21 protein-coding genes are annotated in these 23072 nt (G+C 64.1%); 2 read left to right on the forward strand and 19 right to left on the reverse strand.

The window, feature by feature from the left end; all coding sequences use genetic code 11:
- Positions 1–36: 36 nt before the first annotated feature.
- The 3 genes from AB4074_RS08300 to AB4074_RS08310 all read right to left on the reverse strand — a co-directional run bounded on the left by AB4074_RS08300 (position 37) and on the right by AB4074_RS08310 (position 3240).
- Positions 37–930: a carbohydrate ABC transporter permease gene (locus AB4074_RS08300; protein WP_441412953.1), complete on the reverse strand. Its 894-nt coding sequence runs from the start codon at positions 928–930 to the stop codon at positions 37–39.
- A gap of 1 nt (position 931) precedes the next feature.
- Positions 932–1885: a carbohydrate ABC transporter permease gene (locus AB4074_RS08305; protein WP_441412954.1), complete on the reverse strand. Its 954-nt coding sequence runs from the start codon at positions 1883–1885 to the stop codon at positions 932–934.
- A gap of 65 nt (positions 1886–1950) precedes the next feature.
- Positions 1951–3240, reverse strand: coding sequence for an ABC transporter substrate-binding protein (locus AB4074_RS08310; protein ID WP_441412955.1), 1290 nt, complete (start codon positions 3238–3240; stop codon positions 1951–1953).
- A gap of 252 nt (positions 3241–3492) precedes the next feature.
- Between AB4074_RS08310 and AB4074_RS08315 the strand changes: the two genes are divergently transcribed.
- Positions 3493–4341, forward strand: coding sequence for a DeoR/GlpR family DNA-binding transcription regulator (locus tag AB4074_RS08315; RefSeq protein ID WP_441412956.1), 849 nt, complete (start codon positions 3493–3495; stop codon positions 4339–4341).
- Between the two features lie 572 nt (positions 4342–4913).
- On the opposite strand, the gene AB4074_RS08320 is transcribed toward AB4074_RS08315, so the two are convergent.
- On the reverse strand, positions 4914–5282 hold the full coding sequence (locus AB4074_RS08320; RefSeq protein WP_441412957.1) for a type II toxin-antitoxin system death-on-curing family toxin: 369 nt from the start codon (positions 5280–5282) through the stop codon (positions 4914–4916).
- Positions 5279–5485 (reverse strand): ribbon-helix-helix protein, CopG family, encoded by a 207-nt coding sequence (locus AB4074_RS08325; RefSeq protein WP_441412958.1) that lies wholly within the window; start codon positions 5483–5485, stop codon positions 5279–5281. The genes AB4074_RS08320 and AB4074_RS08325 overlap by 4 nt, the downstream gene beginning before the upstream one ends.
- A 551-nt stretch (positions 5486–6036) precedes the next feature.
- Between AB4074_RS08325 and AB4074_RS08330 the strand changes: the two genes are divergently transcribed.
- Entirely contained in the window at positions 6037–6174 is a 138-nt protein-coding gene (locus AB4074_RS08330; RefSeq protein ID WP_441412959.1) for a hypothetical protein, read from the forward strand.
- Between the two features lie 7 nt (positions 6175–6181).
- Here the strand turns inward: AB4074_RS08330 and AB4074_RS08335 are convergent, their stop codons facing one another.
- From AB4074_RS08335 to accB, 14 genes are all read right to left on the reverse strand, one after another.
- Positions 6182–7705: an aldehyde dehydrogenase family protein gene (locus AB4074_RS08335; protein ID WP_441412960.1), complete on the reverse strand. Its 1524-nt coding sequence runs from the start codon at positions 7703–7705 to the stop codon at positions 6182–6184.
- Entirely contained in the window at positions 7702–8472 is a 771-nt protein-coding gene (locus AB4074_RS08340; protein WP_441412961.1) for an HD domain-containing protein, read from the reverse strand. The genes AB4074_RS08335 and AB4074_RS08340 overlap by 4 nt, the downstream gene beginning before the upstream one ends.
- Entirely contained in the window at positions 8469–9770 is a 1302-nt protein-coding gene (locus AB4074_RS08345; protein WP_441412962.1) for an NAD(P)/FAD-dependent oxidoreductase, read from the reverse strand. Before AB4074_RS08345 ends, AB4074_RS08340 begins: the two co-directional genes overlap by 4 nt.
- A 90-nt stretch (positions 9771–9860) precedes the next feature.
- Entirely contained in the window at positions 9861–10181 is a 321-nt protein-coding gene (locus tag AB4074_RS08350) for a 2Fe-2S iron-sulfur cluster-binding protein (protein WP_441412963.1), read from the reverse strand.
- A 62-nt stretch (positions 10182–10243) separates the two neighbouring features.
- A complete protein-coding gene (locus tag AB4074_RS08355) occupies positions 10244–11038 on the reverse strand; it encodes an SDR family NAD(P)-dependent oxidoreductase (RefSeq protein WP_441412964.1) in 795 nt (264 codons plus the stop codon).
- Complete coding sequence (locus AB4074_RS08360) at positions 11031–12938, reverse strand: PEP-utilizing enzyme (protein ID WP_441412965.1); 1908 nt, start codon at positions 12936–12938, stop codon at positions 11031–11033. The genes AB4074_RS08355 and AB4074_RS08360 overlap by 8 nt, the downstream gene beginning before the upstream one ends.
- A gap of 67 nt (positions 12939–13005) precedes the next feature.
- Positions 13006–14133: a PEP/pyruvate-binding domain-containing protein gene (locus AB4074_RS08365; protein ID WP_441412966.1), complete on the reverse strand. Its 1128-nt coding sequence runs from the start codon at positions 14131–14133 to the stop codon at positions 13006–13008.
- A gap of 16 nt (positions 14134–14149) precedes the next feature.
- The gene (locus AB4074_RS08370; RefSeq protein ID WP_441412967.1) at positions 14150–15445 is read right to left on the reverse strand and encodes a cytochrome P450; all 1296 of its coding nucleotides are present in this window, start codon (positions 15443–15445) and stop codon (positions 14150–14152) included.
- A 184-nt stretch (positions 15446–15629) separates the two neighbouring features.
- Positions 15630–16442, reverse strand: a complete 813-nt coding sequence (locus tag AB4074_RS08375; protein WP_441412968.1) for an IclR family transcriptional regulator — start codon at positions 16440–16442, stop codon at positions 15630–15632.
- Positions 16443–16453: 11 nt separating this feature from the next.
- Complete coding sequence (locus AB4074_RS08380) at positions 16454–18481, reverse strand: acetoacetate--CoA ligase (protein ID WP_441412969.1); 2028 nt, start codon at positions 18479–18481, stop codon at positions 16454–16456.
- Entirely contained in the window at positions 18478–19440 is a 963-nt protein-coding gene (locus AB4074_RS08385; RefSeq protein ID WP_441412970.1) for an HAD-IIA family hydrolase, read from the reverse strand. The genes AB4074_RS08380 and AB4074_RS08385 overlap by 4 nt, the downstream gene beginning before the upstream one ends.
- On the reverse strand, positions 19437–21035 hold the full coding sequence (locus AB4074_RS08390; RefSeq protein WP_441412971.1) for a hypothetical protein: 1599 nt from the start codon (positions 21033–21035) through the stop codon (positions 19437–19439). The genes AB4074_RS08385 and AB4074_RS08390 overlap by 4 nt, the downstream gene beginning before the upstream one ends.
- On the reverse strand, positions 21028–22431 hold the full coding sequence (locus tag AB4074_RS08395) for an acetyl-CoA carboxylase biotin carboxylase subunit (protein WP_441412972.1): 1404 nt from the start codon (positions 22429–22431) through the stop codon (positions 21028–21030). Before AB4074_RS08395 ends, AB4074_RS08390 begins: the two co-directional genes overlap by 8 nt.
- Positions 22428–22940 carry an acetyl-CoA carboxylase biotin carboxyl carrier protein gene (gene accB, locus AB4074_RS08400; RefSeq protein ID WP_441412973.1) on the reverse strand — a complete coding sequence of 171 codons (513 nt, stop codon included), beginning with the start codon at positions 22938–22940 and terminating at the stop codon, positions 22428–22430. The genes AB4074_RS08395 and accB overlap by 4 nt, the downstream gene beginning before the upstream one ends.
- Positions 22941–23072: the final 132 nt, after the last annotated feature.

Below are 23072 nucleotides of genomic sequence, written 5' to 3' on the forward strand. Positions count from 1 at the left end.
TCTCCTTTTTGTTTGGGTGTTAGGTTTTTCGAGGCGTCAGTCTTTGACGGCGCCGGAGGTGAGTCCGCCGATGAAGCTCCGCTGGAACAGAAGGAAGAGCAGTAGCACCGGGATCGACCCCAGGATGCTCATTGCCATCATCTGGTTCCACTCAAAGGAATGCTGGCCCATCAGCAGTTGAATGCCGATCGGCACGGTCCGCATGGCGTCTGTGCGGGTCAAGGTCAGTGCAAAGAGGAACTCATTCCACGAGATCATGAATGTGTACACCCCGACTGCCACGATTCCCGGGATCGAGATCGGAACGAGCACCCGCCACAGGGCGGTCCAGGCGTTCGCGCCGTCCACCTTGGCTGCTTCATCGAGTTCGCGAGGCAGCGTGTTGAAGTACGCGGTCATCATGATGATCGCGTAAGGGAGCGTGAACACCATGTGGGTCAGAATCAGGCCCGGATAGGTGTTGTAGAGGCCGAGTGCAACCATCAGGCCGAAATATGGGATCACTAGTGTGATCGGCGGAACGGCTTGCACGGAGACGATCACGACATTGATCAGCCGCTTGCCTGGGAACTCGTAGCGGCTGAAACCGTACGCGGCGAGGATTGCGGTCACCAAGGTCAGCAGGGTTACCGATATGGCGACGATGTAGCTGTTCAGGAAGAACCGCAACCGCGAGGGGTCGGTGAGGATCGCTGTGTAGGCATCCAGCGAGAAGCCGGACGTGATCAGTTTCGGTGGGAGGGCGAAGACCTCTCCGTTCGCTTTGAACGAGGTGGAAAGCATCCACAACACGGGCAGCCCCGCATATAGTGCCCCGATCACCAGGGCGGCGAAGGCTCCGACCTTGAGCAGGGTCTTCTTTCCCGCCCGCCGCCCGAGAGGGGCGTCGATCTTTTCGTCTCTGCGTCCCCGAAGTGTCAAGTTGCTCATCTCAATCACGCACCGTTTGATGCCGCACGTAGAAGAAGGCGAGGACCATCGTGAGCAGCAGCACGATGACCGCGGCCGCCGAGGCCGTCGAGAAATCGAAGTTGCTGAAGGCCTGCTTGTAGGTGTAGGTGCTCAGCACCTCCGTGGCGTTGAGCGGGCCCCCGCCCGTGGTCATCCAGATCAAAGCGAACTGCTGTGACGTCCAGATGAGATCGAGCACCGCCATGCTGATAATCACCGGACGGATATGGGGCAGTGTCACGTACGCGAATCGCTGCCACCATCCCGCCCCGTCGACGCGTGCAGCCTCGTGTAGCACGGTTGGCACGCCCTGCAGGGCGGCCAGGAGGCTGATCATGAAGAACGGGTACCCGGACCAGATGTTGATGAAGGTCACGGAGCCCAGTGCCGTTTCGGGTGTGGACAGCCAGTTCGCGCCTTGAATGCCAAACGTGCCGAGAACGTAGTTCACCACACCGGAGGGGTCGAGCATGAGACGCCAGACGACGGCGATCACCGCGATGGTGAACAACCACGGAAGGATGTAGACCACCCGGAAGATTGCCTTGGTGACGTTGCCGAGCAGCGAGGTGTTGAGCAGCAACGCAAAGACGAGACCGAGCACCAAGTGCACGACGGTGCTGAACGTGATGAAGAGGAAGGTGTTGCCGAGCGCCACAAGGAAAGCAGGATCGCTGAGCACCTTCACATAGTTGGCAAATCCAACGAACACCGGGTTGGGCGCGATGATCGCACTATCCATCAAGGAATAGCCGACGACCATCACAATCGGCACCACAGTCAGCAGCGTGATCAGGGCCAGCGTCGGCGAGACGAAGCCGAACGGGGCGAGCTTGCGTGCACGCACCGCAGAGCCGTTCCGCTTACTCGACCGCAGGCCGACGGCGGGTCGTACCGTGCCGGGTCCCCCGAGGTTAGTAGAGGACAGATGCATGTCTAGAACTCCTTTGTGGGGTCGTGCCGCCAGCTTGACGGCACGACCCCGTCGAATCTTCGACGTCAGAAGATGGATTTCCATGAGGACTGGACGGTGCTGAGCGTCTGATCGACGCTCTGGCTGCCGGTGAGGGTCCGCTGCAGCTGCTCGTCGAAGGTGCGCTGCAGCTGGTCGGCCTTTGGCAGGCCGGTGAACTCATTCGCCGGGTAACCGGCCTGGTAGATGTCGAAGGCCGTCTTGAACAGCGGATCGCTCTTGCTGAAGTCAGGCGTCGCCGTCTTGTTGCCCGGGAACCCGTTTGCGAGGTTGCTCAGTTGAGCGTTTGTGTCCTTGCTCATGAGGAACTCGACGAGCTTGGCCGCCTCCGCCTTGTGCTCGGACTTGTTCGAAATGCCAACACCCCACGACGCGTACGGGATGCCGCGTTTGCCGGTGTAGCTATCCTCGGACGGGACCGCTGCCACCGTGAAGTTGAGTTTAGGGTTGTTCTTCTTGATGAGGTTGATGTGGGCGAGCGAGTCGATCACCATGCCGACCTGGCCGTTGGTGAACTTCTCGACCTTGTCCTGTTCCTTCATGGTCAGGGCGCCGGGGGCGAGGACGTTCGCGTCGTAGAGGCTCTTGACGTAGTCAACTCCGCTCTTGACCTGGGCGTTGGTGACGTCTGGCTCCCCGTCTTTGAGCATGCTGCCACCAGATGCCCAGACCCAGGACATGACGTCGTTCTGGACGCCGTTGGGGACTGCGGTGTCGAGGGGCAGGGCCCAGCCCTTGACGTTGCCGCCGAGGGCACTGATCTTCTTGGCTGCGTCGAGGAATTCACTGCGGGTGGTCGGCACCTTGTTCACGCCGGCCTGCTTGAGCAGGTCGTTGTTAACGAACAAGGGGTAGACGAAGTTGACCGCAGGGATCATGTAGGCCTTGCCGCCGACCTTGACCTCGCTTGCCAGCTGGTCTTCGGAGAAATTGTCAGCTTTCAGCAGCGGGGAGAGGTCGGCGATCGCTCCCTGCTTGGCGAAGTCGCTCACCCACGCACCGTCGAGGCCCAGGACGTCGGGCAACTGGCCCGAGGCTGCGTCGGCAACCATCTGCTGCTGGTCTGCGGAAAAGGGTGAGCTAAGGAGCTTCACCTTGATGTGTGGGTTCGCCTTCTGGAATTGGTCAATGAGGTTGGCCAGGGATCCTTGCGGGAGCTCAGGCTCCCACCACTGGGCGAACTCGAGGGTGACATCGCCGGTGGCACTGGCACCACCGGACGGCGAGCCACTGCAACCTGACATTGTGAGCGCTGCAACGGCGGTTACGCCTAACGCTGCGAGCAACCGCGGGCGGCGGCCTCTCCTCATGCTCATGTCCACTCCTTCGTGTAATTGCTTGATCATGCGCATACATTGCGTGATATAGGACACACTAGTCCTGTGAATGACGCAAACGCAAGCATAGAAGTGCAAAGAGTCTGACTAAAGATGACAAGAACAGCATCATGGTCTGAAGAATCAATGTAAACGCGCTCACGAGCGGTTGATTTCCCCGATGTGCAACACTTCTGCAGTTCTTTGCTGTATTTGCTTCGGGAGAGTCAGTTCCGGTGCTAGCATCGCAGCGTGAGCGAGTTAGACAGCATGACCATAGACGAAGGGCGTTCGCGCCGACATCCAGCGGGCAGGAAGGCGCAGCTCGTCGCATACGTCACGGAAGTCGGCCAGGTGACCGTGGGTTCGCTGGCCGATCGTTTCGGTGTCTCGATCGACACCGTGCGCCGCGACCTCGACCAACTGGACGGCGAGGGCCTTCTTGTGCGCACCTACGGAGGCGCTGTCAGCGTGGCCATGAGTTCCCGAGTTGAGAAGGCCGTGGATCTGCGCCTTGGCCTGCAAGCCACAGAGAAGGAAAAGATCGGCGCCCTTGCAGCTCAACTCGTAAGGGACGACACCGGGATCATCATGAATGGCGGGACCACGATGCTTTCGGTTGCTCGTGCACTCCACAGGCACCGGGACCTGACCATCGCCACGAACAACCTACTCGTGCCGGCGGAACTGGACCCGGCAGTCTGGCGAGAACTGTACATCTTCGGCGGCTCCGTTCGCTCCACAACTCTCGCAACGACCGGGCCGACGAGCCTGCGGATCGCAACAGGCGGGGCCGATCTGGACATACGCTGCGACTTGGCGCTCATTGCCATCGGTGCAGTGTCGGTGCAGGGTGGCTACACCACAAGCAATGTCGGGGAAGCCGCCATGATGAGCGAGATGATGACCCGCGCCACCCGGGTTGCCGTGCTGGCAGACTCGTCGAAGTTCGACAAGCAGCTCTTCGCCCAAATCGGCTTGCTCGATAGCGCAGACTACTTCGTCACCGACACCCACCCTCCCAAGGAGCTTGAAGCAGCATTCCGGGACAACGGCGTGCGCATCATCACCCCGGAATCGGGTCTGGAGCCTATCTCCTGATCCAAAGAGACCTACGCGCCCTCGACTACGACAATGAGGTCCACGAACGGGCTCTCGCCCGGCGACAGAGCTCTAGATCGTGACAGTCGCTAGGCTGCCCCACGCGGTCAGGTAAGGCAGTTGCTCGGGGTGGAAGTGGGCGGCCCGGAGGCCCCGACCGGCGGCACCAAACGCCTTTGCGGCGACTGAACGACGAAGCCAGTGCACAGAAACTCGTCACAAGTCATGTAGCCGAACCCCGGCCCAACTATGAGAGAGAAAGAACACAGAACCCTCGCCCAACCGAAGGTAGGAGGCACCCGGCCACAACCACGGCCACCAACAAAAATGGCCCCCGAAAGGCCCATAAAAAGCTGATTTGTGCACAGTCAGAGGGCCAAAGGCCCCCCTGACCCTTAGAAACACGTGCCCAAGGTGGGACTCGAACCGGGTTCCGGGCCGCGGAAACACTGGGAAGTCCCGAAAACATACCGAATCCGAGCCAGTCCGGCACCGGTACGGCTGAGTCCGCCGGCAAGAGTGTGCACATTGTGCACACCTCGTCTTTTGGCTTCTGGACCGCCGCTGCAGGCCTAACGTCGGACCAAATGCCCTGAAATCACCGCCGCGGAATCCTGCCATTCAATGCTGCCGGCAGCGACCCTGACAACAAGGTCGAAGCCTTCATTGGTAGTGAAGTCGTGGCGGTAGCCGTTGATCCACAACAGCAAGACCATGAGTGTCCACGCCGTACGTTTGTTGCCATCGAGGAGCGGGTGAAACCTCGCAACAAACTCAAGGAGTGCCGCCGCTTTCATGGCCAGGTCCGGATAGGCTTCGGCGCCCATGACCGTTGTTGCCGGCCGGGCCAAAGCCGCGGCAAGCAGCCCGACGTCGCGGATGTGGAATCCGTACCGGTCAACAACCTGAAGTGCGTCCTCAATGTCCAGGTACGCGGTCACGCATCCTCAAGACGAGTGAGCAGCTCAGCGTCATGACTCATGACAAAATCCAGGCCCGCGCTGATTTCGCGGCGGCGGGCATGCCGCTGCAAAACCAGCTCCGCCCCCTGAAGCAGAAGCGCGGACTTGGACGTATGCTCTTCAGCGGCGAGCTGCTCAAGCCTGCGATCAAGGTCTTCGGGAACGCGGAGATTCATTGCCATACCGACCATCGTACCAATGTGGTACCTCGCTTCGACTCCCGTCGACACTCTCAAGGCGCGACACGTACAGGCGATCCACGAATTCTCTGGGCTGCCGGTCTGGTCAGCCTCCGCGTGGGATCACGTCCGGGACTGCTGCGTGCCCTTCGAACGTAGAATCAGGCCATGGCGCGGATCGGGGAACTGACGGACACAGACACCGGAACGTTTGACTTCCGCACATCGACAGGCTCCCTCGACCGGATCGCCCTAGACCACTCCCAAGCCTCACGCGCCTGCCAGCGAACCAAGACCCAGAAGCCGCATACCGGTCGGCGGGCGTCTCGGTTCTCAGGATGGACACCCAGGAGATCCCCTGCTGGGCATCGGGAAACCCAAGGTGGGCGAAAGGGCCATCCTTTTCCTCGATATTGTCGGTGACGGGATCACGGCCACAACGCGCGACACCAGTGAGGTCTTCAGCATCCACCTTCTTGCCCGTGAACGGTTTTGACCCCCAGCCAACCATAATGAACGTCGGCCGCAGTGTTGCGCCCGATCCCGGAGGGGCGGTGGGTGAGAGCAACGCCGCGACGGACCTATCGAGTCCCTACCCCACGCTCGAAGCGGTGATGGTGGTCGTCCGCCAGGTCGTGGAATGCAACCGCACCTGGATCGATAACGGCCGGACCTACCTGCGGGAGACTTGAGGCCTGCTCAGCCAGCCACCCGGCGGTGGATCGACTTCAAGCTCAGGTATGCACTAAGCCCCTCAACGCCATACTCCACGCCCAGGCCAGAGTCGTTCCGGCCGCCGAACGGGGCCGCATGGTTAGACCCGAAGAAGTTGATCCCCACTGAGCCGGAATCCACGCGCCGGGCCACCTCCATCGCCCGCGCCTCGTCGACGCCGAACACGATTCCGCCGAGCCCGAACTCGGTGTTATTAGCCAGGGCCACCGCCATGTCGACTGAGCCGCCGGCGTCGTCGTACTTCAGGATGGAGATGACGGGACCAAAGATCTCTTCCCTGGAGATCCGCATGTCCGGGGTGACATCGGCGAAGACCGTCGGTTGGACAAAGACGCCGCCCTCGAGGCCGGCCCCCAGCGAACCGCCGTCGGCCGCGACGCCTCCAGCCACTACGCGGGCGCCCTCGGCATGGGCCGACTCCACATATTCGATCACCGTTTCGAATTGGGACCGAGTGGCGACCGGCCCGAAAACCGTCGAGTCATCCAACGGGTCCCCCTGCCGGCCGGCGGAGATCGTTTCCGACACCATACGCACCACCTCCTCGTATCTGGAGGCGGGCGCGATGATACGGGTCGAGATGTAGCACGTCTGTCCGGTGTTGCGCATGCACGACTGAATCAGCACGAAGGACATGGCGTCCAGGTCGGCGTCCGGCAGGATGATCGCCGAGGATTTGCCGCCCAGCTCCAGGGTCACGGGCCGGAGCAGTTCACCGCAGGCCGCCGCGATCTTCCGGCCCACCGGCGTTGATCCGGTGAACGCGATCTTGTTCACACCGGGATGGCGCACCAGCGCGTCCCCGAGGCGGCCAGAACCGGTCAGCAGGTTCACGACACCGGCGGGGACACCGGCCGCGTGCACCGCATCAATGATGAGGCGAAGGGACAAGGGAGTGGGGGAAGCGGGCTTGATGACCGTGGTGCAGCCGGCGAGCAGCGCCGGGGCCAGCTTGATGACCACCAGGTTGATCGGGAAGTTCCATGGCGCTATCAATCCGCATACACCGATGGGGTCCCGCTCCACGACGGTTTCGGCGCCGCCTGGCGGGAAGTGCCGGACGTCATCGCGGTCCAGCCAGCCCGCCAAAGATGCGAAGTAACGGAAGATGCCCGCGGCGTTGGCGGCTGCTCTGCGCGTCTCGGTGATGGGCGAGCCGTTTTCCCGCGTGTTGGTCAGGGCCAGGGGCTCAGCCCTGGACTCGATCTCGTCAGCGATGCGCAACAGATACGCCGCACGCTCTGCGCCGCTCAGTCCACCCCACCCGGCCAACGCCGCTCGGGCAGAGCCGACGGCGACGTCCAGTTCTTCGGCGGTGGCCGCCGGAACGGAGCCCCACTGCTCCCCCGTGGCAGGGTCCGTAACCGGGTTACGGCTCGCGTCCGTAGCCGTCCGCCACTCCCCGTTGATGTAGAAGTCGTTCACGTGCGTATACGGCAGATCCAGCGCCGCCCGGCGGCTGCCTGCATCCTGTGCTGCAACGTTCATCGGATCACCTCGGTACGCAGAAGGGCATTGTTGCGGTCCATGTCGGCCCGGGCCATCCGGACACCGGCCTCGCTGATGAGCTCGGGAATGATTTCCAGTTCAAGCCTGGCCATGTAGCTGGCGACATCGGTGCCGAACCATTCCATGGACATGGCGATCCCGGCCTGGTCGAAGCGCCAGAGCCTGTCGGAGTCGCGGACGAGGGCATCCTCGATGGAGAACGCTACCTTCCGGGTGTCGTGGCCGTCGATGATTTCGCAGACCCGCTCGATGAAGGCGTCCTCGTACCCGAGCCCGGGCAGGACGCGGCGGGCCACCTTCATCCCTTCGACTTCGTGTTCGTACCGGATGATGGCCTGCCGCCAGTCACCGCTGCCGCGGAATCCCTCGGAGACGATGCGGGATTGGTCCACGTGGGCCCAACCGGTGTCATGCAGGATGGTGGCAACCATGACGAGTTCACGGTCCGCCTCAGGGTAGGCATCGCACAGCCGCGCGGCGTACGCGGCAACAATCGGCAAATGCAGGTCGTTGGCCCGGGAGCGGGTCTCCGGGACAATGGCCGACCACAACTCATCGTGACCGGTGGAGGGGGTGGTGGCGATGGGGTCGGTGTTGACCGGGCCCATCGGCGGCAGAGGCCGCAGCGGGAACGCATTGGCGAAGGCCACACTGCGCGGATCCCGGGCGTGGGTCTCCTGGTCGACGGACATCCGGACGGTGATATTCTCCGGAATGTCCCTGAGCCCGGTTTCGGTGTTGCTCATGCCGTCATCGCCCGGTCTACGGTGATCGATTTTAGCGGGACGGACGCGTCCGCGGCGGCATCGGCGGGAATATTCTGGTTCTTGCCGAGCGCGTTGCGTACGGCCATGAAATCCAATGGCGCGTTGACGCAGTCGGCGGCGATGATCTGGTTGCCCCGGTAGTAGAGGACGGAGAACTTTCCCTTCTCCTGGTCATGGCGGACAACGGTGGAGTCGTATCCGAGGGTGAGCCCGGCGATCTGCAGCTTCAGGTCGGCCTGGTTGGACCAGAACCATGGAATGCCGGCGTACTCCTCCTGCCGCCCGGTAAGCGAATAGGCGGCGACCTTGGCGTGTTCGATCGCGTTGTTGACGCTTTCGAGGCGGATGCGTTCACCCTCTGGTGCGCCCGGCAGCGGGTTCGGCATGTTGGCCACGTCCCCGACCACCACCGTGGTCCTGTCGGAGGCTATGGCATGCCGGTCCACCACAACGCCGTTGTCAATCTCCAAGCCCATCTGCTCGGCCAGTTCCGTGTTGGGGATGACCCCGATGCCGATGAGGACCAGCTGGGCCCTCACCACGGAGCCGTCCTCCAGCTGAACGCCGGCGACCTTGCCGTGGCCATCGTCCACGAACCGTGTCATCCGGGAATTGAGCTGGATGTCGATTCCCCGGTTGTGGTGGGATTGCAGGAAATACTCGGAGGTGTCTTCGCCGACGGCGCGGCCCACCAGACGCGGACCGTATTCAAGTACCGTGACCTTGTGGCCCAGTCCGTGCAGCGAGCAGGCCGCTTCAAGGCCGATGAATCCCCCGCCGATGACCACCGCGTCCTCGAAGCCGCCAAGGCGAGCCTTGAGGTCGAGGGCATCGTCGGCGCTGCGCAGGTAGAGGACCCCGTCCAGGTCGGCACCCGGGACATCAATCTTCCGGGCACGGGCGCCGACGGCCAGGGCCAGCCGGCGGAACGGGTATTCGGTGCCGTCCGTGGCGATGGCGACGCCGGATCCGTCTTCCTGCCCCGCACCGTCCCGGGACTTGATGACCCTCTCGATCCGGGCGCCCTTGACAAGCTCGATGTTGTGCTCGTCCCAGTACTCCTGGGACCGGAAGATGAGGTTTTCCTTGTCCACCTTGTCTTGGAGGAACTCCTTGGACAGGGCGGGCCGCTGGTAGGGCCGGTGGTTCTCTTCGCCCAGCAAGGTGATGTGCTCGTTGAAGCCGGTGCCGCGTAACGAGATGGCCAGCTGCACACCGGCCTGGCTCGCGCCGATGATCAGCAGTCCCGTTTCGCTCCGGGTGGTCGGGGTACTCATGTATCGCTCCTGGTTGAGCCGGCCGGCCAGCCGGCCGGGACAAGGTGGTCAGGGAAGTGGGTGAAAGGCGGGTGAAGACGGCCGGGTTTCTCAGGTTTGGGTTTGGGGGGTGGTGACATTCAGGTCCATGTCCTCGGTCACCTTGATCTGGCAGGAGAGCCGGGAGTTCTCTTCGCGGTCCACCGAGGTCCCGTAGAGCATTTCGTCTTCCATCTCTCCCATCGCAGGCAGGTTCCCCAGCTGGTCCTCCCGTACGAAGACGTGACATGTGGCGCAGGAGAGGGAGCCGCCGCATTCGGCGACGATTCCCGGCACGCCGTTTCGAACGGCGGTCTCCATGACGGAGTCACCTGCCTTGGCGTTGATATCGACGGTCTTTCCGTCATAGTCCGTGTAGTGAATGGTGGGCATGTGTTACTCCTCGAATCGATGGCTGGCGAGCCGGCTGGCCGGCCCGGCGCGCCTCGGCGGCGCTAGATGAACTGGCGTCCGCCGTCCACCACGAGGGTTTGCCCCGTGATGTATCCGGCACCCGGGGATGCCAGGAACAGGGCAGCGCCCACCATGTCCTGGGGCTGGCTGGCCCTCTTGATGGCCCCGCGGTCAACGCCGTAGGTCTCGGCGTTCTCCATGTGGCCGTAGCTGGCCTCGGTCAAGGTGAAGCCGGGTGCCAGCGCGTTCACGGTGATGTTCCGGCCCCCAAGTTCCTTGGCGAGCACACGTGACAGCGCCACAACCCCGCCCTTGGACGCCACATAGTGGGCCCATTCGGCGGAGCCGGAGAAGATCGTCGCGCTGGCCAGGTTCACCACGCGCCCGCCGTCCGGCAGATACGGGCTGGCTGCCCTGGTCACGAGCCAGGGACCCTTGAGGTTGACGCCCATGACCAGGTCCCACGCGGCCGGGTCGATCTCCTCGAACGGGGAGCGCTTTATGGTGGCGTAGATGGCAGCGTTGTTGACCACGACGTCGATGCTCCCGTTTCCGAACTCCGCCACCTCGGCTGCCAGTTGGGTGACGGAGGCCAGGTCGGTGACGTCGACCCGAAAGGCGCGGGCCTCAGCCCCGGTCCCGCGGATGGCCTCGGCCGTGGACCTTGCACCATCGAGGTTGATGTCCGCGATGGCGACCCGGTCACCCACGGCGGCGAAGCCCTCGGCAATGGCCCTCCCCAGGCCGCCGGCGGCTCCGGTAACCAGCACGGTACGGGGCGTGTTTGGCGTTGCCGTCCCAGGCTGGGTCGTGGTGGAGGAATTCGTCTCAGACATGGGCGGCGCTCTCCTCGTTGGCTGCGCTGTCGTGGTGGCTGTGGGCGCCGGGGCCCTGGACCAGGACGGCGGCGTTGTCTCCGTCAAGGATCATGACGGTGCCCTTGTTGCCGTCCACGCGCAGGCGCTGGCCGTTTTTGATGGTGGTGGAGGCACTGCCGGTTCCGGTGACGGCCGGGAGTCCGTATTCGCGGCAGACGATCGCGGCGTGGCTCATCATGCCGCCGATGTCCGTGACCGTGGCCTTGATCTTCCCGAAGATGGGACCCCAGGACGGGGCTGTGACCGGAGCGACGAGGATCTCATCCTGCTGGATTTCGGCGAGGTCGTCAGCGTCCATAATGACGCGGGCCAGGCCCTCGACGACGCCCGGGGACGCTGCCATGCCCTTGAGCACACCTTCGGAGCCTTCCTCGCCCACGCCCAGCCAGGACTCCACCTGTTCGGTGGTGATGCCCCAGAGCATGCGGGTGAACGGTTCGGTGATGGCCTGCGGCGGGGTGTTCAGCGCCGGGGCCGGTCGGGCCGACTTGAGCGCATCGACCAGCAAGGTGCGTTCGGCGATAATTTCCGGCCAGATATGCGTACCCACGGGGCCCTCCGGATTGCCGACTCCCCACGAGGACACGAGATCGAAGAGCACGTCCCGGACCTCGTTGCGGCCCAGGTACAGCAGGTCGTTCTCATTCTCCCAGAAGCCGTAGCCTTGCAGCACGCGGGAGAGCTGGCGGATCTTGCGCCAGAAGACGCCCATGGTCCAGTGCTCGATGTAGAAGTTGTGGTTCTCCACGTACGGGTAGGCCGTGGCGGCCAGACCGCGCTTGGCATCAAAGGTGGCCAGCTGCTCACCATCCAGCAGTTCGCGGTACTCCTCGACAACCCGTTCCTTCTCGGCGATCAACTCCTGCTTCGGACGCATGATCGTCTGTCCCTGGTCGAGCCTGCCGACGTAGTCGGCGATGTAACCAAGCGGGATATTGAGGAATTCATTCCAGTACTTATCGTGCCCGTAGAAGCCGTTACCCACGGTGAAGTTGAACCACGGGTCCTGGGCCTGGGCCCAACGCTCCAACCACTGTTGGCCGCCTTGGGCAGCACCGATCGTGGCCAAGGTGGCCTCGACGTTGTCGGAATCGTTGAAGTGGGACTGAAGGCCCAGTTCAACGGCCAGCGTGGCAAGGTCCTTGAGCTCGTCATCCGGGCGGAACAGTTCCATGTCCACGCCCTGGACCATCATGGCGATTGACTGGTCGGGGATGTCCGGGAAGATTTCCTTGCAGTAGTTGAAGAAGTCCAGGTAGGCGATGTAGCCCAGGTTCAGGAACTCGAAGTGGTACTGCCAGTTCTGGTAGCAGAGCTGGAGCAGCCGGTCGTAGTTTTCCAGCAGGACCTCGGAGCCGTCCTTGCCCTTGCCGGAGAGTATGTCCTCCATGGGCACCATGTCCGGCAGCGGGTTGAACTCCAGGGCTTCCATTTCCTCGATCGTGCCCAGGACTTTGGTCTTCCACTGCGTCAGCAGGGTGTCCCAGTTCTGGAAGTAGTGGCCGACACGGGCCTGGAACTCAGGCACGCGGCCCGCGATCTGGTTCTCCGGAACCGGGAGCGGGGAAAAATACAGGTATCCCAGGTGGATGCGGAAGTCGATCCCGTTGGCCGTCGGGATCATCAGGTGTCTGGAGTTGTACTGGCCCAGGCACTTTGAGGCGAATTCGGTGCCGACGGTCTCGAAGGGTTTGAAGACAGTGGGCCAGTGCTGGGAGTCGCAGAACCAGAACTTCTCATCCTCCACGGCCTTCAGCTTGTCTTGGAAGACGAGATAGTAGGGGTAGAGCTTTTCCCAGCCTTCGGCGCCGGCGGGAACCGGCAGCTCGGACGGCTTCGGGAAGGACTTCTTGATCATGTGTGCTCCAACTGAGGTGGGCCCGGCGAGGGCCGGGGATACGAGGGGTTGGCCGATTGGCCCGAGGTTATTTCCCGGGGCCGATCAATGAACTGGTGATCGAGCTGAGGTCGAAGCCCGACGACGGCGTCGTCGTCTTGCCTTCCCGCTTGGACCCTTCGGACAAGCCGGAACCGGCCGACTTTTGGCCTGACGTTCCTTGGGAATGCACCGTCTCCGGCCGGGACTGCAGCAACAGCAGGTTCTCCCCGTCCGGCAGGTCGGCGTCCAGGGCCCATTCAATGTCCTGGGGGCATTTGTAGTGCTTTTCTGCGCGCTTGGCCATTTGGGCCACGGCCTTGAGCTCGTCATCGGTCAGCGACCGGATCTCGGCCCGTTCCGCGGGGACCCCGCGTTCAACCAGGGCGCCGGAGGCGGCGTCGGGGACAAGTTCGGCGTGTTTGTCCCCGATGTACTCGGAGACCACCTGGAGCGTGATCTTGTCCAGCACGATGTTGTCGGGGGTGACCTGGCCGGAGACAACCATCTCCCCGACGCCCCAGGAGGAGTCGATGGTGATCTTGGAACGGTCGCCATTGGCCGGGTTCATCGTGATGGCAACCCCGGCCACGCGGGCGTTGACCATCTTCTGGATGACGACCGCCATGGAGAGGCCCTCGTTGGGGATGTTGTTCTTCAGACGATAGGTGATGGCCCGCGAAGTATAGAGCGAAGCCCAGCATTTGCGGATGTGTTCGGTGACCGCGGACAGGCCGGTCAGCCACAGGTAGGTGTCCTGCTGTCCGGCAAAGGAAGCGTCCGGAAGGTCCTCGGCAGTGGCGGAGGACCGGACCGCTACCGGTATCTCCGCGCCGCACCGCTCCATCAGGGCCGCGTAGGCCTCCATCACGGCGTTCCGGACCGGTTCGGGAACCGGTCGGCTGCACAGGTCCTCGCGGATGGCCGCGGAGACCCGGTTCACTTCGGTGATGTTATCGGCGTCGAGGTCGCCCAACAGCCTGGTGATCTGCTCGGCGATCCCGGCTCCTTCCACAAAGGCGTCAAAGGCCTTGGTGGTGACCACGAACCCGGGAGGCACGGGCATCTCTGCTGCTGTCATGGAGACCAGGGAAGCGCCTTTGCCGCCGAGGGTCTCGAGCACTGGTGCGCGGCCGTCGTCGAAGGTCTGGATATAGGGGCTCAGTTCAGGTGACATGGTGTTCCCGACGGGTTCAGGCGTTCCAGGTGACCGGGACGGTCTCAGGAACGCGGAAGGAAAGATTCTCACGGAAGGCGATATCGGCGCCTTCTGCCACCTGCAGGGAGGGAACCATCCGGAGTGCTTCCTCAAGGCAGATCTTTGCTTGCAACTTTGCGAGCATGTTGCCCAGGCAGTAGTGGATGCCGAACCCAAAGGAGAGGTGTTCGCGGGCGTTGCCCCGGGTGATGTCAAAGTCTTCGCCGTTCTCGAAACGGCTTTCGTCCCGGTTGGCCGAGCCTTGGAGAAGCAGTACACCCTCGCCCTTCTTGATCTTCTGGCCGGCGATCTCCGCGTCACGGGTGGCCATGCGGCGCCAGGCGACGATGGATCCGGCGTAACGCAGGACCTCATCCACGGCACTCGGGATCTTCGTCGGGTCATCGGCAAGTGCCTCCCACTGGTCCCGGTAGGTCGGGAGCACACGGAAGCAGTTGGCGATGAGCGTAGTGGTGGTCTCGTGCCCGGCGAACAGCAACGAATACAACAGCGAGGCGATCTCGTGGTCGGAGATCTCCGCCCCCTCGTTCTGGGCCCTCACGATGTCGGCCGTGAGGTTGTCACCGCCATTTTCCTTGGCCTCGGCCACCAGGCGCTGGCACTCCTGCCAGTATTCGACGAGGTTACGGGCGTGTGGCACCTGTTCCTCGTTGCTGAGATTGCCCCACGTCATGGCCGCCCGGGAATCGCTCCAGCGCTTGTACGTGTCCAGCATGGACAGGTCGGCGCCGATCAGCGTGAGGATGGTGATGGTTGGGATCTCGTAGGCCAGATCCATGAACATGTCCCCCGCGCGGTCCTCGCGGGCCAGCATGGCCTCCAGCCTGGACACCACGTTTTCGCGGATGAACGGTTCCAGAACCTTGTAACGGCGCGGAGTGAACGCCTTCTGGGCAATGGCGCGGATCCGGGTGTGTTCCGGGGGGATGCGTGCCGACAGGCCGGAGTAGGCGGTGAAGCCACCTTCCTCCATGATCTTCCTGGCCTGGGGGCCACGTTCGCGGATCGGTGCCTGGGCGTTCTCGGAGGAGAAGGTCTCCCAATCCTCGAACACGGCCTTGGCGTCGTCGTACCGCGCCACGACCCACAGCTTGATCCGTTCGTCGAAGAAGACCGGGGCCTCCCGACGTAGTTCGGCGTAGGCGGGGAAGGGATTCTTCTGCACGAACGGCTTATATCCGTGGTTGTCCCCGGTGGCGCCAGCCTCGCCGTGCCAGTAGGGGCACCTGCCCGTGGATGCTGCAGTGGTGCTCGTTGACTCGCTGGTCATGTTCTCTCCTGTCCGTGGCCGCCGGTACCGGCGCGCTAAGCGCGCCGCTTCTGGCTGGCCACCGTACAAACTGTGAGCCGGATCACTCAAAGGGCTTGGGGATCATCGTAGGCACGCTTGGCCATTGCGTACCCTCGGTTTTTCGCTCAGTGGAAACGGGTTGTTTTCTCAGTGATACGCCGAGTCACACCTCGGGTGGCGCGGGGTCTCCCCCGACCTGATGGGCCCTGAGCAGGCTCTCCAACGGGATCCGGGCGGTGGCAGACTCGATCCGGGCACTGATGGCCTTCAGGACAGGAAGGTGCCTGACCAGAGAGTCGGAGCGCGCGATCGGGACGACGATCCCGAGGGCAGCACCGATACGCCCGGTATGGAAGACTGGAACCGCGATGGAGCAGGTGTCGACGCTCTGTTCGCCGTAGGTTGTGGCAAACCCGCGCCCCCTCGTGCGGTCCAGCTCCGCTGCAAGGGCGCGGGCGTCCGTGATCGTCCGTTCCGTTGCCCTTACCAGGTCAAGGTCCAGGTAGGCGCTGCGGACCCACGGCTCCTCGTAGGCGAGCAGGACCTTGCCGACGGCGGTGTTGTGCATGGGCAGGCGGCCGCCGACACGGGTGGATTGCGGGACACGGCGGGTGTCATATATCCGCTCAATGTAGAGGACCTCGTTCCCGTCCCTGATGGCAATGTGCGAGGTCTCCTGCGTCAGGGAAAACAGCTCCTGGACGAAGGGCTTGGCGGTGTCCCGGAGTTGGCGGCCGACGTTCTGGGCCAATTCCCAGACCCGCAGTCCCAGCTGGTACCGGCCGTTGGCGGTTCGCGAGATGAGCTGCCACTCGGTGAGCTCGCCGACCAGACGGTGGGCGGTGCTGACCGGGATGCCGGCGATCGCGGCGATCTCGGTCAGCGCCAGCGGACGGTGTTGGGATTCGAACGCCGTCAGCACGGACAGAACTTTGTCCGTGACCGAACGGCCTGCTTCTCGGTTTCCTCCGGACATCGATGTCTCTCCTAAATCCCGGCGGCGTTCCGTGACCGGTACGCGCGGGCCTGCTGGACGAACCAGCCGAGGGTATCGGGGTTGGACAGGGAACCGAGGTTGATGACATCTTCCGTGGCGTGGCCGAGGAAAAGCCGCTTGATCGGGATCTCAATCTTCTTCCCCGCGTGCGTCACGGGCAAGCCCGGAACCTCGATCACGGTGTCCGGAACGTGACGGGCGCTGGTGAGGGACCTGATGGTCTTCCCGATCCGGTCCGACAGCTCCTGCGTCAGGGCCGCGCCGTCCTTGAGGACGACGAAGAGCGGCATGTAGTAACCGCCATCCGGTTCTTCGACTCCGATCACCAGTGAATCCGCGACCTCCGGAACCTGTTGTACGGCAGCGTAGATGTCGGCACTGCCAAGGCGCACGCCTTGCCGGTTGAGGGTGGCATCGGAACGGCCATGGACCACGAAGCCGCCCCACTGCGACTCGGTGATCCAGTCGCCCTGGGTCCAGGCCCCGGGAAACGTCTCGAAATAGGAATTCCGGTACCGGGAGCCGTCAGCGTCGCCCCAAAACGCGACCGGCATGGACGGCATGGGCTGGCAGACAACGAGCTCGCCGACCTCTCCGACCACCTGTGTGCCCTGTTCATTCCACGCCTGGACGGCCACACCGAGCAGCGGGCCCTGGAGGTGGCCCAGATAGACGGGGTCAAGGGGGTTGGATCCGATGAAGCCGGAGCAGATGTCCGTTCCGCCGGTGTCCGATCCAAGGTGGACATCGGCCTTGACCTCGTCGTGGACCCATTGCCACGTGTTCTCCGGCAGCGGAGAACCGGTGGAAAGGATCGCGCGGAGCCTGGACAAGTCCCAGTCCCGACCCGGGTGGGTCCCGGCCTTCTGGGCGAGGTTCAGGTAGGCGGCGCCGGTCGCGAACATGGTGGACCCGGTGCCGGCGAGGATCTGGAATTGCCGGTCCGCGCGGCCGTATGTCGGGGACCCTGCGTAGGTGACCACGGATGCACCCACCATGAGGTTGTTGACGAGCGTGTTCCAGACCATCCAGGAGGTGTTGGCGGCGACGTAGTAGAGATCACCCGGACCCATGTCCTGGTTGAGCCCGCACCCCTTGGATGCTTCCAGGGTCATGCCGCCGTGGCCGTGGATGATGCCCTTCGGCGCTCCGGTCGTGCCGGAAGAGAACAGGACCCAGAGGGGGTGGTCGAACGGGACCCGAAGATATTGCGGTTCCACCGGGGTCCGGGTCAGGCCCTCGAAGTCCCGGTGCTCGAAGCCCACCTCTGCAGCGGGCAGTTCCGGGTTCAGCTTCTTCACCAGGATCGCGTGCTCCACGGTGGGCAGCCCGGCCAGAACCGCGGCGAAGTGCTCCAGGCGGTCGAACTTCTTGCCGTTGAACCGGTAACCGTCCGCGCCGATGAGGACCTTCGGTTCCAGCTGTGCAAGGCGGTCCAGGGTGGCCTGGGCGGAAAGGTCGGGGGAATTGATGGTCCACACCGCCCCGACCGCGGCTGAGGCGAGCAGACCGATGATGGCCTCGGGGAGGTTGGGGAGTACCGCGGCGACCCGGTCACCTGGCTGGACGCCGATCTCCCGCAGGTGTTCCGCCAGGGCTCCGACGCGCCCGGTGAGCTGGGCCCATGTGATGTCCCGCCGGGAGTCGTCTTCATCCACGTCCACGATCGCGGGCACATCCTGAAGTTGCGGATCCTTTGCATGGCGCAGGAGGTTCTCGGCGAAGTTCAACCGCGCGTTGGGGTACCACACAGCCCCCGGCATCCTTTCCTCCACGAGTGCCGGACCTTCAAAGCCCTGGCCTACAATGCCGAAGTACTCCCGTACGGCGTCCCAAAAATCCGAAAGCTCGGTAACAGACCAGGTCCACACCTCACGGTAGTTTTTCAGGGATACCTGGTGCCGGTCCTCGACCCAGCGCATGAATCCGGACAGTCGTGCACCATCGAGCTGTTCGCGTGTGGGCTGCCAGGTAACAGCCGGGCGCCCTGTGGCGGCTGCGAGGCTTTTGGAGGTCATGGGGTCTCCTTTGCGGCCGGGGCGTCCCGCACATCCCGGTTCTCCTGCAGCAGGTCAGCCAGCTCCTCGAGCGAGTCGAGGATGATATCGGGCTTGCGGTCGGCGGTGGCCCTGCCGGCATCCTCGCGGGAGTTGGTGCCCGTGGTCATCAGGACGCCCATGGCCCCGTGTTCCCGGGCCATCCCGGCTTCCATCCGTAGGTCGTCGCCGACCACGAGCACCTGTCCGGGCTGCGCGCCGGTCCGCGAGCAGATGGCGTTGAAGGCCTCCGAGGAGGGCTTCCCGAGGACCTTGTATGGCCGGCCGGTGACGTGGGTCAGCCCGGCGGCGATGAATCCGGAGACACCGACATTGAGGCGTTCATGGGAGGCGAAGGTCGGTGCCGCAGAGGTGGTGTAAAGCTCGGCGCCGGCCAGCACGGCCTCGGCGGCGGCTACGATTTTCTCCCGGCCGAACTCGATGTCCCAGCCGACCACGACGGCCGTCACGTCGCCGGCCCGGCCGGCGATCGCCTCGTCAACGTCCACCATTTCCACCCCGCGTGCGGCGAAAGGTTCGGTGACACCCTCGCCGCCGAAGACGAGGACGCGGGCGCCCGGGTAGCGGGTGGCCATGGTCTCGGCCGCGACGACGGCGGGGGTCAAGACCTGCTCGTCCGCGACGTCGAGTCCGAGATCCCTCAGGGTGGTGGCGATGGCTGACGGGGTTTGGAAGGAACCGTTGGTGAAGCAGACGAACCTGCGCCCGGTGGCCTTGACCGTGTCGATCACGTGCCGTGCGCCGGGCAGGACCGTGCCCCCGTAGCCGCTGGGCTGGTCCGCGAGCAGCAGACAGCCGTCGATGTCGAACATGACACCACGCACATCGGCCAGACGGGCCGCAAGGCCGGGCGTCAGGGTGGTCTCCTTGCGGGTCGTGTCCATGCTGGTGCCGGTTCCTGTGGTTGCTCTCAAGGTCATTTCGATCCCCCAGCGGCCCGGCGGGCGCCTGCATCGTCACGGCGTTGCAGCCGGACTTGCTCGTTTCCCCGGCGGAGGTGGAGGGACCGCCAGTTCGGCAAGGCGTTGACGGCCCGGATGACGTCGCCAAGGCTCTGCACCGGGCCGGTGGCGCCTGCCTTTGCCCCGGTTCCGTCCCAGGCGGGCGCGGGTCCCGCGGCGCGGACGGAGTCGAGGAGATCCGGGGCCATGACAAGGCGCAGGAGAAGTTCTTCGTCCTCGACATTCCGGCCGAGCTTTTGCTGCTGGTCGGCGCGAAGGTCCTCAAGCGGACGGTCGTGGGCCGGATCCATCAGCAGCTCCTTCGCCCGCGGCAGGGCGTGGACCTTCTCCCGGATCATCGGGTCGATTTCCCCGACGGGAGTGCCGAAGTGCCCCAGAACGAAGCGGACAACCTCGTCCGGAATGCGGGCGTACCGTTCCTGGCCGGACTTGGCGGCCAACACGTTCATGAGGGCCTGGCTGCCGACGAACTGGCTGAACGGGGTCACCATGATCGGGTAACCAAGTTCCGCACGCACTGCACCGGTCTCGGCGATCACCGCGGGCAGGTCATCCTCGATCTTCAGTTCCTTGAGCTGACGCTTGAGTGTGCCCATCATGCCACCGGGGACCTGGTGGGCGTGCGGCGCGAGATCGAAGGGCATGATCTGGCCGGGGGGCAGCTTCTGGGCCGCAGCGATCCTTCCGATGGTGGCTGCAGCGCGTTCGACGGCGGCGCGGTCGGCTTGGTAGGGAATGCCGAGGGCGTCGAGGTTGTCCATCACGGACAGCATCTCGGGCTGTGCGGTGCCGTTGGCCAGGGCGCCGATGCCGGTGTGAAGCACGTCCACGCCGAACTGGGCGGCGAGCATGTAGACCTGCGGGGCCTCGCCGGTGGTGCAGTGGCTGTGCAGTTCGAGGGGCTTGCCCACAACCGCGTCGCGGAGGGCCGGCACCAGGTGGCCAACACGCTCGAAGCTCAGCAGTCCGCCCGGATCCTTGAGGTAGATGGCGTCGATGTTCGGGTCGGAGCTGAACTCGCGAGCGGCCTGCACATAGGTGTCGTCCGTGTGGATGGGCGACTCGGTAAACGTCGTGGCTGCCACGACATTGGTGATGCCCTCTTCCTTGGCCCACCTGGCGATGGTCCGCACGGCAGCGAAGTCGTTCATCGGGTCCGCGATCTGCAACCGTGCCAGGCCGTGCTTGGCCATGAGGCGCAGTGACAGGCGCATGACGGTCTCCGAGGCGCGGTCCCATGACATGAACCGCATTCCCGTCGTGATCGCCGACAACGGGGTGCCGCCGGCAACGGCATGCATCCGCGAGATTCGCTCCCACGGGTCCTCATGGTGCGTCTTGGACCCCATCAGGAGGTTGGTGGAGCTTGTGAAGTCGATGGCCTCCAGGCCAATCAGGGCAAGGTCCGGGCCGACGGCCTCGACCATGCCCGTGGTCAGGCCGGTGGCCCCCCAGAGGGACTGGTTGCCGTCCCGCAGCGAGGTGTCCACGAAGCGCACAGGCTCGCGGGCGGGCAATTCCTTGATTGTCTGTCCGGTCGGTTGTTCAGTCATCGGATTTCGTCACTTCCTGGATGTGTTGTTCCCACACGGGCCCGAACCAGGTGGTGGGTACGCCCCCGGCACGGAAGTCCGGATGGTTCAGGACATATTCGTGCATGGGCAGCGTGGTGGTGACACCTGCGATGCAGGTGCGTGCCACGGCCGAGGCGAGGGCCTCCACCGCCGCCTGGCGGTCGTGGGCCCGCACAATGAGCTTGCCCATCAGAGAGTCGTAGAAGGGCGGGAATGAGTACTGATCCCGCAGGTGGGTATCGACCCTGATTCCGGGGCCACGCGGCCAGGTGACTGTGCTGATGCGTCCGGGCGCCGGACGGAAGTCCTGAAACGGGTCCTCGGCGTTGATGCGGACCTCGATCACTGTGGCGGCGGGAACCGGCGGGACCTCAGGAAGTTCCGGATCGCGGCCCAGGGCCAGCCGTAGCTGTGCCGCCACCAGGTCGACGCCGAACGCCTCTTCGGTGACGGGGTGCTCGACCTGGATACGGGCGTTCATCTCAAGGAAGATCACGTCCTCGGACTGGGTGTCCACCATGAACTCGACCGTGCCGGCACCACGGTACCGCAATGCGCGGACCAGGGCCCGGGAGGAATCGTGGAGGATCCGGCGTCGTTCGTCGGACAGGCCCGGGGCCGGGCATTCCTCGACGAGTTTCTGGTGGCGTCGCTGCACGGAACAATCGCGGTCGCCGAAGATGAGGGCGCCGCCCTCGCCGTCGCCGAATACCTGTACCTCCACGTGGCGGGCAGATCCGTAGTAGCGCTCCACGTAGAGCTCACCGTTGCCAAAGGCCGCAACGGCCTCGGCGGCGGCCTGCGGCGCCAAAGCCAGGAGGGTGTCGGCGTCGGGGGCAAGGCGGATGCCGCGCCCGCCTCCTCCATGGACGGCCTTGATGAGCAACGGATAGCCAACCTCCTCACCCAGGGTGCGGAGATGGTGCTGGTCATGAGGGTCATCGACTGATGCTGCCACGGCCACGGGCATCCCGGCGGCCACTGCCACCTTGCGCGCACTGGACTTATCGCCCACAGCCCGCAGCGTTTCCGCGCGGGGGCCGGCGAAGGCGATCCCTTCAGATTCCAGCAATTCCATCAGCTCCGGCTGTTCACTCAGGAAGCCGTAACCCGGGTGCACCACGTCGGCACCCGTCTGAAGTGCGGCCTGCGCAATCAGTTCCGGACGCAGGTATGACTGAGAGGCCTGAGCCGGGCCGATAACCACGGTCTCGTCGGCCAGCGTTGCCCCGAGGGAATCGCGGTCCGCCATACTGACCGCCAATACGGCCCGAGCCCCGATGCGATGGGCGGCCTCGATGACGCGGACGGCGATCTCACCACGGTTCGCCACCAGCACGGTGGGAACGGTGGCGGAGGTGCTCTCCTGGCTCATGACCCCTCCGGGACGATATACAGCAGGTCCTGCCCGAACTCCACAGCCTGGGCATCTTCGACCGCAATGGCGGAGATGGTGCCCGCAATCCCCGCATGAACAGGGTTCATCAACTTCATGACCTCGATGATTCCTATGATCGAATCGGTCCTGACGGTGTCTCCCACCGACACGAACGGCGGGGCACCCGGCGACGGGCTTCGGAAGAAGATTCCCATCATGGGAGAGGTTACCGCGGTGCCGTGAGGTGCAGCGGGAGTGGACGATGCCGGCGGTGCCACAGCGGGGAGAGCCGGCTCCGGGTGGGCCGGCTTCGACGCAGTGAGTTGCGGGGACGTGGCGGACGCGGCCGGAGCTAACTGCGCGACCGCGGTGGCGGGCAGCTCGCCGCGGGACATGCGCACCGAGATGTCGTCGTATTCGATCGCGACGTTGTCAAAGTCGGAACCGTCGACTTCCGTGATCAATTGTACGAGGTCGTCCCAGGAGGGACGGGCGTTCTCAGCCATGTTTCGGATCCTTTCGAGGCGGCAAACGTGAAGCCCAGCAACGCGGGCCGCCGATTTCGTCTTTGTAGCCTGTTGTTCTTCTCAGTGCTTTTCCAGGCTGAGTCATTGATGGGACGTACCATCGAGCATGCA

Origin of the sequence: Arthrobacter sp. 2MCAF14 (assembly GCF_052115645.1) — a bacterium.
Taxonomy (GTDB): Bacteria; Actinomycetota; Actinomycetes; order Actinomycetales; family Micrococcaceae; genus Arthrobacter.

Excerpts from the sequence above, each read along its gene's own strand:
- AB4074_RS08350 (WP_441412963.1), bottom strand. The coding sequence starts at position 10,181 with ATGCCCACCATTCACTACACGGACTATGACGGAAAGACCGTCGATATC.
- AB4074_RS08390 (WP_441412971.1), bottom strand. The coding sequence starts at position 21,035 with ATGACTGAACAACCGACCGGACAGACAATCAAGGAATTGCCCGCCCGC.
- AB4074_RS08340 (WP_441412961.1), bottom strand. The coding sequence starts at position 8,472 with ATGAGCAACACCGAAACCGGGCTCAGGGACATTCCGGAGAATATCACC.
- AB4074_RS08355 (WP_441412964.1), bottom strand. The coding sequence starts at position 11,038 with ATGTCTGAGACGAATTCCTCCACCACGACCCAGCCTGGGACGGCAACG.
- AB4074_RS08360 (WP_441412965.1), bottom strand. The coding sequence starts at position 12,938 with ATGATCAAGAAGTCCTTCCCGAAGCCGTCCGAGCTGCCGGTTCCCGCC.
- AB4074_RS08365 (WP_441412966.1), bottom strand. The coding sequence starts at position 14,133 with ATGTCACCTGAACTGAGCCCCTATATCCAGACCTTCGACGACGGCCGC.
- AB4074_RS08325 (WP_441412958.1), bottom strand. The coding sequence starts at position 5,485 with ATGGCAATGAATCTCCGCGTTCCCGAAGACCTTGATCGCAGGCTTGAG.
- AB4074_RS08395 (WP_441412972.1), bottom strand. The coding sequence starts at position 22,431 with ATGAGCCAGGAGAGCACCTCCGCCACCGTTCCCACCGTGCTGGTGGCG.
- AB4074_RS08345 (WP_441412962.1), bottom strand. The coding sequence starts at position 9,770 with ATGAGTACCCCGACCACCCGGAGCGAAACGGGACTGCTGATCATCGGC.
- AB4074_RS08300 (WP_441412953.1), bottom strand. The coding sequence starts at position 930 with ATGAGCAACTTGACACTTCGGGGACGCAGAGACGAAAAGATCGACGCC.
- AB4074_RS08375 (WP_441412968.1), bottom strand. The coding sequence starts at position 16,442 with ATGTCCGGAGGAAACCGAGAAGCAGGCCGTTCGGTCACGGACAAAGTT.
- AB4074_RS08380 (WP_441412969.1), bottom strand. The coding sequence starts at position 18,481 with ATGACCTCCAAAAGCCTCGCAGCCGCCACAGGGCGCCCGGCTGTTACC.
- AB4074_RS08310 (WP_441412955.1), bottom strand. The coding sequence starts at position 3,240 with ATGAGCATGAGGAGAGGCCGCCGCCCGCGGTTGCTCGCAGCGTTAGGC.
- AB4074_RS08385 (WP_441412970.1), bottom strand. The coding sequence starts at position 19,440 with ATGACCTTGAGAGCAACCACAGGAACCGGCACCAGCATGGACACGACC.
- AB4074_RS08335 (WP_441412960.1), bottom strand. The coding sequence starts at position 7,705 with ATGAACGTTGCAGCACAGGATGCAGGCAGCCGCCGGGCGGCGCTGGAT.
- AB4074_RS08370 (WP_441412967.1), bottom strand. The coding sequence starts at position 15,445 with ATGACCAGCGAGTCAACGAGCACCACTGCAGCATCCACGGGCAGGTGC.
- AB4074_RS08305 (WP_441412954.1), bottom strand. The coding sequence starts at position 1,885 with ATGCATCTGTCCTCTACTAACCTCGGGGGACCCGGCACGGTACGACCC.
- accB (WP_441412973.1), bottom strand. The coding sequence starts at position 22,940 with ATGGCTGAGAACGCCCGTCCCTCCTGGGACGACCTCGTACAATTGATC.